Origin of the sequence: Aureibaculum flavum (assembly GCF_016406085.1) — a bacterium.
Taxonomy (GTDB): domain Bacteria; phylum Bacteroidota; class Bacteroidia; order Flavobacteriales; family Flavobacteriaceae; genus Aureibaculum; species Aureibaculum flavum.
The window spans coordinates 403,482-419,816 of record NZ_JAEHFJ010000002.1; the positions used below are offsets into that span (position 1 = coordinate 403,482).

The following is a 16,335-nucleotide window of genomic DNA, read 5'->3' on the forward strand; positions in this document are numbered from 1 at the left end:
TTTACATAAAGCATGTGGAATTTCTTATGTCAAATTAAACGAAATTTGAGGTTTTCCTAATAATTAAATTTACCCTGTGTTTATCTTATTTTACCTTTTCACTGAAGCTCTCATTATTTAAAAATAAAAGAAACATGGATTCAATTATTTTCTAATTAATATTTTTTAAGGAATCATTTTTTTTAGACAAAAAAACCGAGGGCGAAAACCCTCGGTTCATAACTAACTCAAATAACAACTTGTAAGAGAAACTGTATTCTCTAGCTTAAATTATTTTATTAATACCCAAAGTTTTGATCTAGAGCTGGAGCTTTTTCTATTTCCGCTTGCGGAATAGGCAAATAATATCTATAATCAAACCAAGGTCTGTTAACTACTGTCCCTTCAGTAAAAGATAGTGATCCATCCGCAGCTTTTTTCCATGTCAAACCTTTGATATCATAACCACCGATATGGTCTTGTTCCATCCATCTTCTTTCATCAAAAAAGTTATGGCCTTCAAAACAAAGTTCTATACGTCTTTCTCTTTTAATTGCGGCTAACAAATCTGTTCCACTTGCAGTAATATCAGGCTGTAAAGCTCTATTAGAAACCTTATTCACATACTCACGAGCTATATCTTCTGCACCCAAATTATATTGTGCTTCCGCATAATTCAAATAAATTTCAGATAATCTATATAAAATATATGGACGATCAGCGGAAAGATCTGTCAATGCTGATAAACTCTCATCTTGAAATTTTCTGATGTTATATCCTGTTTTAGAAGAATGTAGCGTGTTACCCAATCCATTCGGTGAATCTAAACCATCGGGTGTTGACACGCTTGGGTTATCAGCTAAAGCATAATCAACTGAACGTCCTCTAAAGTTAGCTCCTTGAAAATTAAGATCCGCATAATACCTCATTTCTCTATTGTCATTTGGCTTTGTGGCATCAAATGTTGCACCACCAGTTGTTGTTCCATCAGCCATATTAAACTCCAACGCAAAGTTATGAGATGGAGAAACCAATCCCCATCCGCCATAACCACTAGGAGATTGTGCTTGGTCTGGCAACGTATTAATATCATTTGCCATTTCAGCATACAAACTACCATATGATCTTGCAAATAAAATATCTTGATTCGCAGATAAAAATAAGTTTTGATACTCTGTTGCATTTGCTACAGCAATCAAATCACGAGCACCTACTAAATCAATCACCGCTTTTGCAGCATCGGAAGCATCTTGCCACTTGCTACCTTTAGTATAATCGTATAAAGGTCCATTTGGAACTGTACTTGGGTCATGTAATATACTAGCAGCATATAGTAAAGTACGAGATTTCACTGCCAACGCAGATAATTTTGTAGCTCTTCCAAACCATGCATCTGGCTGTGTTTCAGGTAAGACTGCTGCTGCTGCATCTAATTCCCTAACAATAAAGTCAACACATTCTTCATAAGAATTTCTTGGTAAATTAAAATCATCATCCAATCCTAAAGCATTTTCCATAATTGGAATACCTCCATAATACTTTATTAATTTAGAATAAATATTGGCTCTTAAAAACTGCATTTCTGCTTTAAGAATATTTACTTTATCTGGATCTGATTGCATAGCAGGACTATCATCAATTTTACCTAAAAACTCACTTATTAATCTGACATAATCCCAAGAGTTAGCCCATCTATTGTTAAAGGCTAATCCGGCATTACTTGGTGACCATCCTCCCCTCATTTTATAAGGATTGTCTAAATCTTTAAAATTAAATTTACCCTCCCATGAGGCACCTTCAATATTAATTCTAAATGTCCACCATTGAAAACGGTTTATAGACCAACTCTCTGTACTATTATACGCTGTAAAAACAACTCTTTCTGCTTGATCAGGGTCACTGTAAATTAAATCCTCAGCAAAAGCATCTTTTGCTTCAGTATCTAGTACATCTTCACAACTTACTAATGAAAAAACAGCGAACAGTACGATTGCATATTTTATTATTATATGTTTCATCTCTTTATATTTTTTTGTGTTTTTTTAAACAATTATTATTCTTAAAAATTGAAATTTAATCCAAACGTATACGTTTTTAAAGAAGGGTAAGTACTACCTCTAAAGCTGTTATATCCCGCTGCTTCTGGATCCAACCCTAAATCATACACATCAGAGAACATTGTTACTAAATTATAACCTCTAAAATACACTTTAACATCTCCGAACTTAATTTTATCTTTGGTGAACGTGTAACCTAATTCAATTTCTTTAAGTCTTACATATGATGCATCGCGTAACCATAAATCAGCTCCTTGAAAATTCCCTGGATCACTGTTTCGGTTAGCACTGTAAGAATCACCAACAGCAAATGCTCTTGGGTATGCGGCATCTGTATTTTCAGGAGTCCATCTTTGGTCGTATATGAAGTCAGGTAAAGCTCCTTGTCCTTCGAAAAATACCCACATCTTAGCTTTGGCTTGTCCTTGAAATAAGAAATTGAAATTCCAGCTCTTATAATTTAACCCTCCAAAAATTCCGTATTGTATTTCAGGCACATTGGAAGAGTATGTACGAACTCTATCTTCAGCGTTAATTTTACCATCTTCATTAGTATCTATATAATAAGGTTCACCAGGAACAGTACCTGCTAGAGTTGCAGGTGCAGCATCTATTTCTGCTTGATCATTAAAAATACCATTGGTTGGATAAACTATATAAGAATCCATTGAATGCCCTTCTCGCTTTAAAGCATCTGATACATCAGCAGCTTCATCCAAGTATTTTACTTCGTTTTTTGCTTTTGTAAAATTAAATCCTAAATTATAATTAAGGTTATCGTTTATCTCATCATTCCAACCTAATTCAAGTTCCCAACCATAATTGTCAACTTTTCCTAAATTTTCTTGAGGTAAAGTCAATCCTGTAAAATTAGGAACAGAAGCATTTCTTGTAATTAAAATATCTTCTCTTTTTTGGTAGAAATAGTTAATATCACCCGACAATTTATTATCAAACAAAGTGAAATTTAAACCTAAGTTTTTCATGTCAGCTGACTCCCAAGTTACATCTGGGTTAGCTGCCTGAACCCCAATACTAGAAAAACCATTATAATATTGACCTCCAAAATTATAATAATTAGGTTGTGCACCTAACGCACCTGCATAATCATACCTTGTTAAATATTGAAATCCACCGATACGGTCATTACCCATTTTTGCCCATGAAGCTCTTAATTTCAATGCGTTTATCCAATCTACATCATCCATAAAAGATTCTTTATCTATAGACCAAGCTACCTGTATAGCTGGGAAGGTACCAAATCTTTTATCTGGGCCAAAAGTACTAGAGCCATCATAACGTAAGGTTAGATCCATATAATATTTTTTCTTATAATCATAAGATAATGACCCAAAATAATTCACTCTCCCCCATTCAAAAGCCTCTCCGTAAGATGTTTGACCTTCAGCATCACCAGCAAATAATTCAGAGTGGTCAGAATCTGGAAACCCCCTTTTCTCAACCCAAAAACTACGTTGCTCTGAAGTTGTTTGTTCATAACCTATAAAGCCACCGATTGTATGATCTTCAAATGTTTTATTATAATGTAAAGTAGCATTTAACATTAACTCGTCATATTTCCAAAAGCTCTCACGTAAAATACGTTCATTACCTCTTTGAGAAAATCCTGATTGTTCTATATATTCATCTGTACTTTCTTGATAGTTATAAACCGACCAAGGTGTGTACCAAGATTTGGTGTCATTATTCATTCTTCTATACCCTCCAAATGTTTTAAGCTCTAACCCATCTACCAACTTATCTAACTTAAAGTTTAAAGATACTTTACCTCTTAAATCATTACTAATGGTCTCAACAAAACCTGACTCATCGCTAGACATAACGATTGGATTAGCACCATTTTCGCCACCCCAACCTGGTAAACCATTGTCATATACACCAACTTCTGTTGGAAAATTTGTATAGATGTGTTTAAAAATATAGCCATCATCAACACCTGGTTCTTTTGTATTACCAAATCTACCTGATAAATCAACACCTAAATTTATAGCGTCACTAATTTTTATATCAATATTAGATCTTACTTGATTTTGTTTAAATTTTAAATCACCAGAATCATACATACCCGTTTGTCTTACCATATCACCACTCACAAAATACTTTACATATTCACTACCTCCAGAAATTGAAAGCGAAGTTCTTGATTCAGGCGAGCTATCTGCAAAAGTCTCATCTTGCCAATTTGTATCCGTACCATTCCCTGAAGCAAAAGCATCAATTTGTTGCTGAGAATAAGGTAGTGCCGTTCCTGCTCTTTCTGCAATTTCATTATTGTAAATTGCAAACTGCTCAGAGTTCATTAATGTTGGTGTCGCAGAAAAGGAAGAGAGATTGTAAGATGTTGATAAACTAATTTTCGGTTTACCTGTTTTACCTCTTTTCGTTGTAATTAAAATTACACCGTTTGCTGCACGTGCACCATAAATAGCAGCAGCACCATCCTTTAATACCGTTAAACTTTGAATGTCTTGTGGTGCTAATTGAGAAAAACTACCTGCTGTAATTCCATCAATTAATATTAATGGGGAGTTATTACCCAATGTAGATTTACCTCTAATTAATAGCGTTAAATCTGCAGCATTAGTTGAACCAGGTAATCCACCTCTGTCTGAAATAATTAAACCAGAAACTTTACCGGCCAACGATTTTGCTAAATCTTTACTACCCGCTTGTTCTAATTTTTCAGAACTTACTGTACTAACAGATCCTGTTACATCTCCTTTTTTTCTAGAGGTATAACCAATTACAACCACTTCATCAAGTTGTGAATCTGAAATTAAGATTACATTAATAGCTGTTTGATTTCCTACTACTATTTCTTGCGTTTTGTAACCCACAAAAGAAAATACTAAAACTGCATTTTCATTTTCTACATCGATAGCAAAATTACCATCAAAATCAGATGTTGTACCTACGGTAGTACCTTTTATAGATACGGTTGCCCCAGGCAATGGTCCATCAGCGTCAGAAATTACCCCTGTAATCTGAGTCTGCTGTTTAAGGAATGTGAATTCCGCTGTGTCGTCATCAAAGTCATTGTTTGAATTTGTATTCAAAGCAATAACTTGAGTAAGGCCAAATGTAAAGGTCAGCACTGTTAAAAGCACTTTCTTTAGAGACCGTTTAAATACTAAACTATCCAATAAGGAATAATTTATTTGTCCGTCTAGGTTTCTAATTTTTTTCATAAAATTGAGTTAAGTTAGAATGAGTAAATTAAATTTTTCGATTAAATCTGTAGTGCTTACAAGTCTTTATATTTTCTTTATTAAATACATTATTAGACTATTAGCACTTTAGTGAATACAAAGTAAGACAAATGTTTTGTGTAGAAAATAATGGCATTTACCTAAAAATTACATTATTTTACCCCATCAGGCTTTTTAGAAAAAACTATTGAAGAATTAAATTGTTTTACGATATCCTTTAGGAGTACAATTCATAATTTGTTTAAACTGCTTATGAAAATTTGTTACAGAATTATACCCTACGAGATAACAAGCCTCAGAAATTGGCATATTATCTTGCACAAGTAAACGAGAGGCATTCCGTATGCGTACTTCGTTTAAAAACTGTGTGAAAGATTTGTTTGTCATTTTTTTAAAAAAGCGACAGAAAGAGTTCGTGGTCATACATGCCACATTAGCAATATCATTTAAAGTAATACGACTTGCATAATTATCAGATATAAACTTTAAAACAAGATCTAGCTTGTCAGAATTTTCAGAAGTATATTGTCGCATATCAGAAGAGGACAACATTACTTTATTTGTTGTAATAGATAGTTGATGTAAAATATCTAATAGTTTTATGCTTTGCTCTGTAATTGGTAAATCTGGAAGTTTAATTATTTGATCATGTAGTTTCTTACTAACGCTATTATCGAAACATATTCCATATTTAGAGTCCTCCAACAATTTACTAATTTTAGAAAAATTAGGATTGTTAAAAGTACCTTCGCCAATAAAGTCTCTATTAAACTTTGTTACAATCGTGTTTACCTTAGTAGTTCTTTCACCACTATAATATGAAGCATCATTTCTCCAAAGATGTGGTAAATAAGGACCCACCAACACTAAATCACCAGCTGAAAAATCAGAAACACTATCACCAACAAAACGTATTCCAGTGCTTTTAGAGATATACAAAAGTTCGTATTGCGAATGATAATGCCAAGCCGCTTCTAAGCAAGCAACATCCTTCTTAAGGATATTCAGTCGCTTATGAACAAGAGTGTCAGTATTTTTAATTACGAGTTTCATTATTAACAAATATAGGATTTTTTTATATTGATTTTAAATAATTAACATATATGCGGTTCACGAAGAGGTAATATTAATTAATTATATGGTAATATCTGCCTAGCTAAATATTACCAACTTTCGATAATTTTGTAATACTGTTACTATTATATGAATAATAAATAAGATCGCTAAAAAAGTTCAGCACTGTAAAAACTTACATTAATAAAGAATGTATGATTTTCAGTTTTATATTAATTATTTTTGTAGTAATGGTTTTACTTCTTTTCATTTAGAAGTGGAAATAGCATCTTTTTTTACTCTAATATGGAGTTTGCTATTGACTTAAGTATTATTTACGCGTAAAACAATTTAATAAGATAGAAATATGTCATCACAATTAAAAACACATCCACATCGTCGTTATAATATTTTAACTGGAGAATGGGTGTTAGTTTCACCACACAGAACCAAAAGACCATGGCAAGGTAAAACAGAAACTTCTACTAAAAAAGAGGCAATACCTTACGACCCTGAATGCTACCTGTGCCCTACTAATACCAGAATTAATGGTGAAGTTAATCCAGATTATAAAAATACTTATGTTTTTAAAAATGATTTCGGAGCTCTTTTAGAAGACACTCCTTTATTTGAATATAAAGAAGGGTTGCTTCATGCGGAAGGTGAAAAAGGAATTTCTAAAGTGATCTGTTTTTCTCCGAATCATTCACTAACCATTCCAGATATGGAAATAGCTGATTTGGTGCAAGTAGTTGAAACTTGGCAAAACGAGTTTACGGAATTAGGGAATACTGAGGATATAAACTATGTGCAAATATTTGAAAATAAAGGTGCCATTATGGGATGTAGCAATCCACACCCACATGGGCAAGTTTGGGCACAACATTCCATTCCTACAGAAGTTGAAAAAAAGACAAATGCACAAAAGAACTATTTAGAAAAAAAGGGTTCGGGATTATTACAAGATTATATAGAACAGGAATTAAAAGAAGATGTTAGAGTAATCTCACAAAATGAAAGTTTTGTAACTTTAATTCCTTTTTGGGCTGTTTGGCCTTACGAAGCTATGATTGTACCAAAACGAAAAATGGCAAACATATTAGGGTTAACGGATAAAGAAAAATTAGATTTTGCAGAGCAATTAAAAACACTTACGCAAAAGTATGATGCTCTTTTTGACACTTCTTTTCCTTATTCTTCTGGGATACATCAAGCACCAACAGACGGAGCCTATTATAAAGAATGGCATTGGCATATGAGTTTTTATCCGCCATTGTTAAGATCTGCAACGGTAAAAAAATTCATGGTTGGTTATGAAATGTTTGCCATGGCTCAACGTGATATTACTGCTGAATCAGCAGCCGAAAAATTAAAATCATTATAGACCTAATCAAGAGATTCATTAACAAAGGTTTTGTATTTATTTATAAACAAAGAACCAAATAGTAAACACTTAAACTTCATTCAAGGATATGAAAGAAATAGAATTTAATGCAAGCAATTGGGATTTAATTATAGATTCTCCTGGAAGAATAAATATTATTGGAGAACACACAGACTATAATCATGGTTTTGTTTTACCCACAGCTATTGATAAAAAAATACAGTTTAAATTTAATAAAAACGGAAGCTTAAACACGTGTAATATCCATAGTAATAACTTTAATACAGGTTTTAGTTTTGAGCTAGATGCAGTAGCAAAAAGCGAAAAGCAATGGGAAAATTACGTGTTGGGTGTTATTTATGAAATACAACAACTTTCAAATAAATTACAAGGGTTTGATTGCGTTTTAGATAGTGACATCCCTGTCGGTTCTGGCATAAGTTCATCAGCAGCTTTAGAATGTGGGTTGGCTTTTGGCTTGAATGAATTGTTTGATTTGAAATTATCAAAACTAACCATAGTAGAATTGTCTCAACGAGCAGAGCATAATTATGTAGGAACCAAATGTGGTATCATGGATCAGTTTGCATCTGTTATGAGCAAGAAAGACCATGTGATTCTTCTCGATTGCCAATCTTTAGATTTTGAATATGTCCCTATTAAAATAGAACCCTTTAAAATTCTACTTTTAAATACAAATGTGTCACATAATTTGGCTTCTGGAGAATATAATATCAGAAGAAGTCAATGTGAAGAGGGTGTAAAAATTATTAAGAAAAAATATCCAGAAGTACAAACTTTACGTGATGTTTCTAGTACTATGCTAAACGAATTTAAAGATGAACTTTCTGAGGTTATTTTCAAAAGATGCACTTATGTTATTGAAGAAAAAGAACGTGTTTTAAACACTGTAGCAGCATTAAAAAAATCACTTTCACATAAGCTCGGTGAAAACATGTATAAGACTCATGATGGCTTACAGAATTTATATGAAGTGAGTTGCCCTGAATTAGATTTTCTGGTTGATTTTTCTAAAAACTATGATGAAGTAATTGGGGCCAGAATGATGGGTGGTGGTTTTGGTGGATGTACCATAAATATAATTCATCAAGATGCTGTAGCCTCTTTTATCAAAGAAGCCTCGAAAGCCTATTTTGAAAAATACAACATTAAACTCACTGCTTTTGAAGCCATGCCTAGTGAAGGAACTAGTATAAAGACTACGTGAAAAAATTACGTATGACCTAAACCTAATCTCTTTAATGTGTCTAATCTTGAAATATCACTACAAGTTAATACTATGTTTAAGCTGATAATTAACACATCACATGGAAATGAAATATATAGCACTCCATAATTGAACTACTTTATAATAAAGAAAGTCATTTTTAAGGTTGAAAGTAATCGTTCTGTTGCTCATTAATTCATAACTTTGTTTTGTCTCTTTTGAAAATCACTATCGTACGAATTGCGTTTTAAACCTATTTGTGACCTGAATAAATATAATATAGAGAGCGAATAATAAACAGAAACTATTCTAATTTAAAAAAAGCGACATGTTAAAAACGATAAAAATATTATTTGTTTGTCTAATGATGATGACTTCTTGCAAAGAAGAGAATAAAACTCAAGCTGTAAATGAAACGAAAGGGCGTGATAGTATTCAACCAAATATCATTTACATCATGGCAGATGACTTAACCACACAAGCCATTAGTGCTTACGGTGGAATTTATAAAGACATCGCTCCTACACCAAATATAGATAGACTTGCCGACGAAGGTATGTTATTTCAAGACGTCTTATGCACTAATGCTATTTGTGGCCCTTCACGTGCCTCAATTTTAACAGGTACTTACAGTAATAAAAATGGTTATTATAAAAACGAAAGCGGCGGTAAATTTGATAAAAGTCAATGGACATTTCCACAAGAATTTCAAAAAAACGGATATCAAACAAGCTTATTTGGAAAGTGGCATTTAGGTACTGTACCACAGGGATTTGATAATTTTAAATATCATAATTCTGCAGGTCAACAAGGTAATTATTGGGATCCCATTTACAATGAAAATGGTAGAGACATCAAAGAAAAAGGTTATGCAACCAATTTAAGCACTGACTTTGCCATAAACTGGCTCGAATCAGGTAGAAAAAAAGAAGCTCCTTTTATGATGCTCTTACAATACAAAGCACCACATAGATCTTGGCAACCAGAAACTAAATATGAACAGTTATGGGAAGATATTGAAATGCCCTACCCTGCTACCTTTGATGACGATTATAAAGGTCGTGAGAAAACCGCTGGTGATACTGAAATGACCATGGATTATTTCTCACGAAGAGATATGAAATACGCTGAACCTAAAAATTTAAAAGGTAAAGAAAAACTGGCTTGGGCATTTTATGGGGCTAAAAAAGATGAAATAGTGCAACCAGATGGAATGTCTGCCCAAGAAGGTAAAAAATGGCGATACCAGACCTATATTAAAGATTATTTGGCCTGTGTAAAATCTGTTGATGATAATGTTGGACGTATATTAGACTATTTAGATGAAAATAATTTAACAGAAAATACAATGATTGTTTTGACTTCAGATCAAGGTTTTTACCTAGGTGACCATGGCTTTTTTGACAAGCGTTTTATTTATGAAGAATCATTGCGAATGCCATTTATAGTTAAATATCCTAAAAAAATTAAATCAAAAACTATAAATGAAGATATTATAACCAATATTGATTTTGCACCAACATTACTAGATTTAGCAGATATTAATACCGAACAAAAAATGCAGGGTAAAAGTTTCAAATCTATTTTGATGGGCAATACACCGAAAGATTGGCAACAGGCTATGTATTATCATTATTATGAATTTCCGTATTGGCATCATGTTCAACCCCACTACGGTATAAGAACTCAAAAATATACTTTAGCACATTTTTATTATAATATAGATCTTTGGGAATTGTATGATCTAGAAAAAGATCCTCAACAAATGAATAACATTATAAATGACGAGGCCTACTCAGATACTATTTCCGATTTAAAAATGCAACTAACAGGTTTAATGAAAAAGTACGAAAATAATAAGTCATTGGAAGAATTTAGAGTAATAACTGATAAAGATTTTGGTTCAATCGTTGATCAAAAAGATGATGAAATGTCAGTAAAAGATATTTTAAATAAAGAATAAAAAAAACAGTTCTTAAAAACTCAAGTGAGGTAACTCATACAATATAGCGAGTCTTTTCAATGAAATTTACACTCTAAAGGATTGGCTTAGGTGGTCCTGAATGTGCTCCGAATTCTAATAGGATAGACATGGTAACCTCATAAAGCTCCACGCGACTGTTCAGGATTGAAAATAAAAATCCAAACTTGTAAATTCAAGCGAGCTTGATTTACCGTCTTGTTACAGGATTGGCTTCGACAGAATTACATTTCCTGAATAAACTCTCTTCTGTAAATATAAAACTGTAACGCAAAGCATTACCGCTTTTATTATTTTTTCTTGATTCTGAAGTTACACTTCAATCATTCAAAAATAAGAAAACCTGCAATTTTTCAATTACAGGTTTTATGCTTAAAGTGACCTCGACAGGATTACATTTCCTGAATGTGCTCCGAATTCCGAAAGAAAAGTCAAAATTGTTACACAATTTAATTTTTTATTTTACTGAAATATCCACAAGCAAGCTTGGAAGATTTCAGTAAAATAAAAAGTCCAATGCTATGCATTGGACTCTTCTTTCTTAGTGACCTCGACAGGATTCAAACCTGTCTTGTAAGTATCTTTTTTACAGTGTTTTATAAACTGAAATGATATTTGATAGTCGAATAACGACCTTTTATATTATACTAGATTGTTTTCAATTAACCTCAATCTTGGTCTAAAGATAATACAAATACATCTAATTTACTACAGATTGAATTAATTTGATTTGCTGAATAAATCAAAATTAATGATGTTTATTGGAGAATTGTTGAACTGGAAATAACTCGACCGAAGGAAGCGTTATTCTATTTCAATAATGCCCGTATATTAAGCTAATTAACTTTCAAAATACTTATATCTAATAGACATTTTTCATTGGAAAACGTATTTCTCATTTATATTTTTTAATAAAATAAATTGGAATCCAAAAAAATAAAATTTTACTTTTCCCCTGTTACTGTTTCTTAGTTCCTGTAATTGAAACATGTTTAGATTGTGATTACTATTATCAAGTCAATAATAAAAGAAAAAAATAAAATTCAACTACTCAAAATTTATTAAAAATCAATACTTTTATAAAATGTACATACAAATCAATAGTATAATACCTATTTTAGATACCTAATAGCTTATATACTATAAAAGCATAAACAATATGATTAGCGTTATTTTTTAGATTAACCTCAGATGTTAAAAAGAATTTATACATTTTTATTACTATTAATTTTCACATGGAGTGGATTATATGCTCAAAATACTGAACTCGAGTATTCTAAAAAGATTGATATTTCTGATGGGTTAGCACACAATGGGGTTACTTCCATTCTTGAAGATTCTAAGGGTTATCTATGGTTTGGTACTTACGACGGACTTAACAAATATGATGGATATCATCTAGATACTTATAAAAATACGTTAGATAACGATATTTTAACAAGCAACCGTATCAGAGCGTTAAGTGAAGATAAAAATGGAAATATTTGGATTGGTACTGATGAAGGGATTACTATTTTCAATTATTCGCAAAAAAAGTTCAAAAAAATCTACTCCAATAAACTATCTGGAAAAGGTGCACGTGGGCCTATTATTCGTAAAATAATTATTACAGAAGAAAACAAATTTATCTTAGCCATTACCGAAAATAATGGAATCCTTGTCTTTAACAAAGACTATTCTTTAATTAAAAATTATTCACAACCAACGAATGTAACTAACGCCTACGTAAAATTTTACAACGGAATATACTTAGAAAATTCAAATTATATCTTTTCTACATCTGTAGGTCTAATACTTTTCAATTCTGAAACTGAATACTTTCAGAAAATTTCAGATATTGACATAAATCATAGTAAATCAATTATTAAAATTGATAATCATACGGTTCTGGCTACGCTATTCAAAGGCATTGCCATTATTGAATTTAATGCTATTAACAATTCTTACTCCTTTACTGTTAAAGAGAAAATATTGAACACTTACCATTTTAATAATGCCATGTTAGATACCTTAGGTAATTTATGGTTAAGTGAGTTAAATGAAGGTATTATTCATATCGATAACATAGATGCAATTATAAAAAAAACTCCTTTTAAACTTACAAAATTCAATGATGGTCTTAAAATTTTAAGAGGTAGCGGTTTTCTTAAAACTTCTAGAAATAGTTGTTGGTTTGCAACCTTTAACGAAGGTTTGTATCAGTTTAAAATTAATAAGAATCCTTTTCATAGTTATAATACGGATATGGATTATGATTTAGGATTACAAACAAACAGCATCACTCATATTGCTCCTTTTGATGATAATCGCGTTTTTTTATCTGCAAATTTTGGTGGATTGGCATTATTTAATACGCAAAATGAAAAATTTGAACCGTTACCATTTAAATTACCAAAGAGTTCAGACTTATCAATTTCAGCGGTATTTGTTGATTCGAAGCATAACACTTGGATAAGAATCAATGACGAAAAAGCGTTGCATCGAATTAAGAAAAATTCGAAAAAATTTGAAAAGATTCCATTTCCAAATATTTCTAATCCCAATGAGATTGCCATTCGCTCCTTTTCAGAAGATAAATTTGGAAATATTTGGATTGGGACAAATAATGACGTTTATAAAATATCTATAAATAAATTTGATGTTGTAACGCAGGTAGAATCTCTCAATACTAATAATTTTTTTAAGAATAATGAATTGACGCTTGCTCGATATGTCTATGCCGATCCACTGTATGATTATGTTTGGGTTGGTACAGGGTCAGATGGTCTATTTAGGGTATATAATGAAATAAATAAACCCATTGAGAAACTAGAAATAAATCAATATATAATTGATAAAACAAGCGAACATTCCCTTTCTAGCAATTTTGTTACTTCAATCTTAAGAATGCCTAATGAAGAATTATGGATTGGTACTGAGGGAGGTGGTATTTGTAAAGTTTTAAAGAGTGATACGAAACCTGAATTTATAGCTTTTACCGAAAAAAACGGATTGTCTAATAACGTGGTTAAAAGTATTTCATTTGATAATGAAAATAATCTATGGGTGGCCACCAATATTGGATTAAATAAATTTAATACTATAGATAAAAAATTTAAAAAGTTTCATAAATCCGACGGACTACCATTTGAAGATTTCTGGTTTGCTGCAAAGAGGATGGATAATGGAATTATTGTATTATCTGGTTTAGATGGTCTTTGCTATTTTAATCCTAATGAAATTGCAAATACTGAAGACTTACCATTACTTCAATTCGAAAACTTTAAAATATATAATAAAACAATCGTTTTAGGAGATACCATTGATGGAAGAGTTTTACTAAAAAGGAGTTTAAACGAATTAGATGAAATTACACTAAAACATGACGAAAATGTGTTTTCAATCGATCTAATTAGTTTGCATTACTCAAATCCAGCAAATCATAACTTAAAATATAGATTATTACCCTTAAATAAAGAATGGATTGAAGTTCCTTCAGGTCAGAACACTATTCAATATAGTGGGCTTCAACCAGGTGATTATGAATTTAATGTAATGGCATCTAACTCTTTAGATGAATGGACGATACCTAAGCAATTAAAAATAATAATTAAACCTTCCATTTGGAACACAAAATTAGCTTACTTTATTTACACTCTTTTAGGTGTTTTATTGACTTATATTATAGGTCGTGGACTATTTAAAATCCAGGCGTTAAACTATAAAGTAGAAATTGAGAAGTTAGCAGTTAATAATGTAAAAGAAGTTAATGAAGAAAAATTACGTTTCTTTTCTAATATCTCACATGAAATAAAAACACCATTAACTTTAATTTCAGGCCCTATCAACATCTTATCAGATAGGTTTAAGGGTAATGCTGATGTAACTAGTAAGTTGAAACTTATGCAGCGTCAATCAAAAAAAATTCAACAATTGATTGATCAAGTCCAAGACTTTAGACGTGCAGATGCAAACCTTTTAAAAATGGAATACTCTCGTTTTAATTTTGATAATTTTATTCTTGAGCTTGTTGAAGACTTCAAATTTTTAGCTAAAACAGATAATAAATCACTTATAATTGATGGTGGTGAAACCCCCATTATTATAGCTGCAGATAAAGATAAATTGGGAAAAATTTTAAATAATTTATTAAATAATGCTTTTAAATATACACGAACAAATGATACAATTACTATAAATTATAAAAGTGACAACAAAGATTTAATCGTTACAGTTTCAGATACAGGGCAAGGTATAGAGGAAGAAGATTTACCACATGTTTTTGAACGATTTTATCAGTCATATAAAAAGAAAACTGAACATATAGGCGGATCTGGAATAGGTTTGGCATTTTCTAAAAGATTAGTTGAAATGCATTACGGATTTATTAATGCTAAAAGTGAACTTGGTAAGAATACTATAATCACGGTGCGGTTGCCAGTTGTTAAAAAACACTTAGCATCAGACAAACTTGAAGAATTAGTATTACCAAAAGAAGAAGAGTTTGAAATTGATAATCAATTTATTGAAAGTTTTACTCCTTCTACTATAGAAGTAAGTGGTGAATTTACTAAATCACTGATATTCTATGCTGAAGATAATTTAGAAATGAGAAATTTTGTATCAGAAGTACTTTCAAAGTACTTTATCATTAAAAACTTTAGGAATGGCCAGGAATGTATTGATGCAATGGAAGATGAATGGCCAGATCTTGTAATTAGTGATGTTCAAATGCCTGAACTTAATGGTTTAGAGTTATGTATTAGTATAAAATCAAATTTAAAAACAAGTCATATTCCTGTTATTTTACTAACGGCTCTAACCAACATAAAGGATCATGTTCAAGGCATTAGAGATGGAGCTGATGCTTATATAAAAAAACCATTTAACGTACAGCAATTGGTCACTAATGTTGAGGCGTTGCTTACCAATCGTAAACAACTCCGCGAACGCTATCAGGTTGGAATACCATTGACTAAGGAAAACAATAAGAATAACAGAAATGATAATGCATTTCTAGAAAAACTATACAGTCTCATTGAAGAGAATCTCGATAATCAGGATTTTAACCTCAACAGTTTAGCCAAAGAACTCTATTTAAATCGCACCCATTTTTATCAAAAAGTAAAAGTATTAACTGATAAAACTCCTTTTGAACTCTTGAAAATGTACAGACTAAAAAAAGCAGCAGAATTTCTTGCACAAAAAGGACTCTCTGTTAATGAAGTTTATGCAATGACCGGTTTTAAGAGCCGTACCCATTTTACAAAAATATTCAAGGAAAAATATAATATTTCTCCAGGTAAATATGCTGCCGAAACTAGAAAAAACCACGAATCTAGTTAGTAATTTCAGAATTAAATTTCTTAATGAATCTATAAAGACCAATAAACTTGGTATGTAATTTTGATTTTAGATAACATCTAATAATAGATTTAAAGTGT

General features: G+C 31.4%; 7 protein-coding genes. 4 read left to right on the forward strand and 3 right to left on the reverse strand.

Features of this window, described 5'->3' with window-relative positions; translation table 11 throughout:
* Positions 1-278: 278 nt before the first annotated feature.
* The 3 genes from JBL43_RS05040 to JBL43_RS05050 form a co-directional block, all read right to left on the reverse strand.
* Positions 279-1,997 (reverse strand): RagB/SusD family nutrient uptake outer membrane protein, encoded by a 1,719-nt coding sequence (locus JBL43_RS05040; protein WP_198840376.1) that lies wholly within the window; start codon positions 1,995-1,997, stop codon positions 279-281.
* A 41-nt stretch (positions 1,998-2,038) separates the two neighbouring features.
* Positions 2,039-5,245 carry a SusC/RagA family TonB-linked outer membrane protein gene (locus JBL43_RS05045; protein WP_198840377.1) on the reverse strand — a complete coding sequence of 1,069 codons (3,207 nt, stop codon included), beginning with the start codon at positions 5,243-5,245 and terminating at the stop codon, positions 2,039-2,041.
* A gap of 216 nt (positions 5,246-5,461) precedes the next feature.
* Entirely contained in the window at positions 5,462-6,319 is an 858-nt protein-coding gene (locus tag JBL43_RS05050; protein WP_198840378.1) for an AraC family transcriptional regulator, read from the reverse strand.
* A gap of 367 nt (positions 6,320-6,686) precedes the next feature.
* Here JBL43_RS05050 and JBL43_RS05055 point away from each other — a divergent pair, with 367 nt between their 5' ends.
* From JBL43_RS05055 to JBL43_RS05070, 4 genes are all read left to right on the forward strand, one after another.
* Positions 6,687-7,703, forward strand: a complete 1,017-nt coding sequence (locus JBL43_RS05055) for a UDP-glucose--hexose-1-phosphate uridylyltransferase (protein WP_198840379.1) — start codon at positions 6,687-6,689, stop codon at positions 7,701-7,703.
* Between the two features lie 88 nt (positions 7,704-7,791).
* On the forward strand, positions 7,792-8,931 hold the full coding sequence (galK, locus tag JBL43_RS05060) for a galactokinase (RefSeq protein WP_198840380.1): 1,140 nt from the start codon (positions 7,792-7,794) through the stop codon (positions 8,929-8,931).
* Positions 8,932-9,259: 328 nt separating this feature from the next.
* The gene (locus tag JBL43_RS05065; RefSeq protein WP_233098692.1) at positions 9,260-10,894 is read left to right on the forward strand and encodes a sulfatase family protein; all 1,635 of its coding nucleotides are present in this window, start codon (positions 9,260-9,262) and stop codon (positions 10,892-10,894) included.
* Positions 10,895-12,103: 1,209 nt separating this feature from the next.
* Positions 12,104-16,237 carry a hybrid sensor histidine kinase/response regulator transcription factor gene (locus tag JBL43_RS05070; protein WP_198840381.1) on the forward strand — a complete coding sequence of 1,378 codons (4,134 nt, stop codon included), beginning with the start codon at positions 12,104-12,106 and terminating at the stop codon, positions 16,235-16,237.
* Positions 16,238-16,335: the final 98 nt, after the last annotated feature.

Excerpts from the sequence above, each read along its gene's own strand:
- JBL43_RS05070 (WP_198840381.1), top strand. The coding sequence starts at position 12,104 with ATGTTAAAAAGAATTTATACATTTTTATTACTATTAATTTTCACATGG.
- JBL43_RS05050 (WP_198840378.1), bottom strand. The coding sequence starts at position 6,319 with ATGAAACTCGTAATTAAAAATACTGACACTCTTGTTCATAAGCGACTG.
- JBL43_RS05040 (WP_198840376.1), bottom strand. The coding sequence starts at position 1,997 with ATGAAACATATAATAATAAAATATGCAATCGTACTGTTCGCTGTTTTT.
- JBL43_RS05045 (WP_198840377.1), bottom strand. The coding sequence starts at position 5,245 with ATGAAAAAAATTAGAAACCTAGACGGACAAATAAATTATTCCTTATTG.
- JBL43_RS05065 (WP_233098692.1), top strand. The coding sequence starts at position 9,260 with ATGTTAAAAACGATAAAAATATTATTTGTTTGTCTAATGATGATGACT.
- JBL43_RS05055 (WP_198840379.1), top strand. The coding sequence starts at position 6,687 with ATGTCATCACAATTAAAAACACATCCACATCGTCGTTATAATATTTTA.
- galK (WP_198840380.1), top strand. The coding sequence starts at position 7,792 with ATGAAAGAAATAGAATTTAATGCAAGCAATTGGGATTTAATTATAGAT.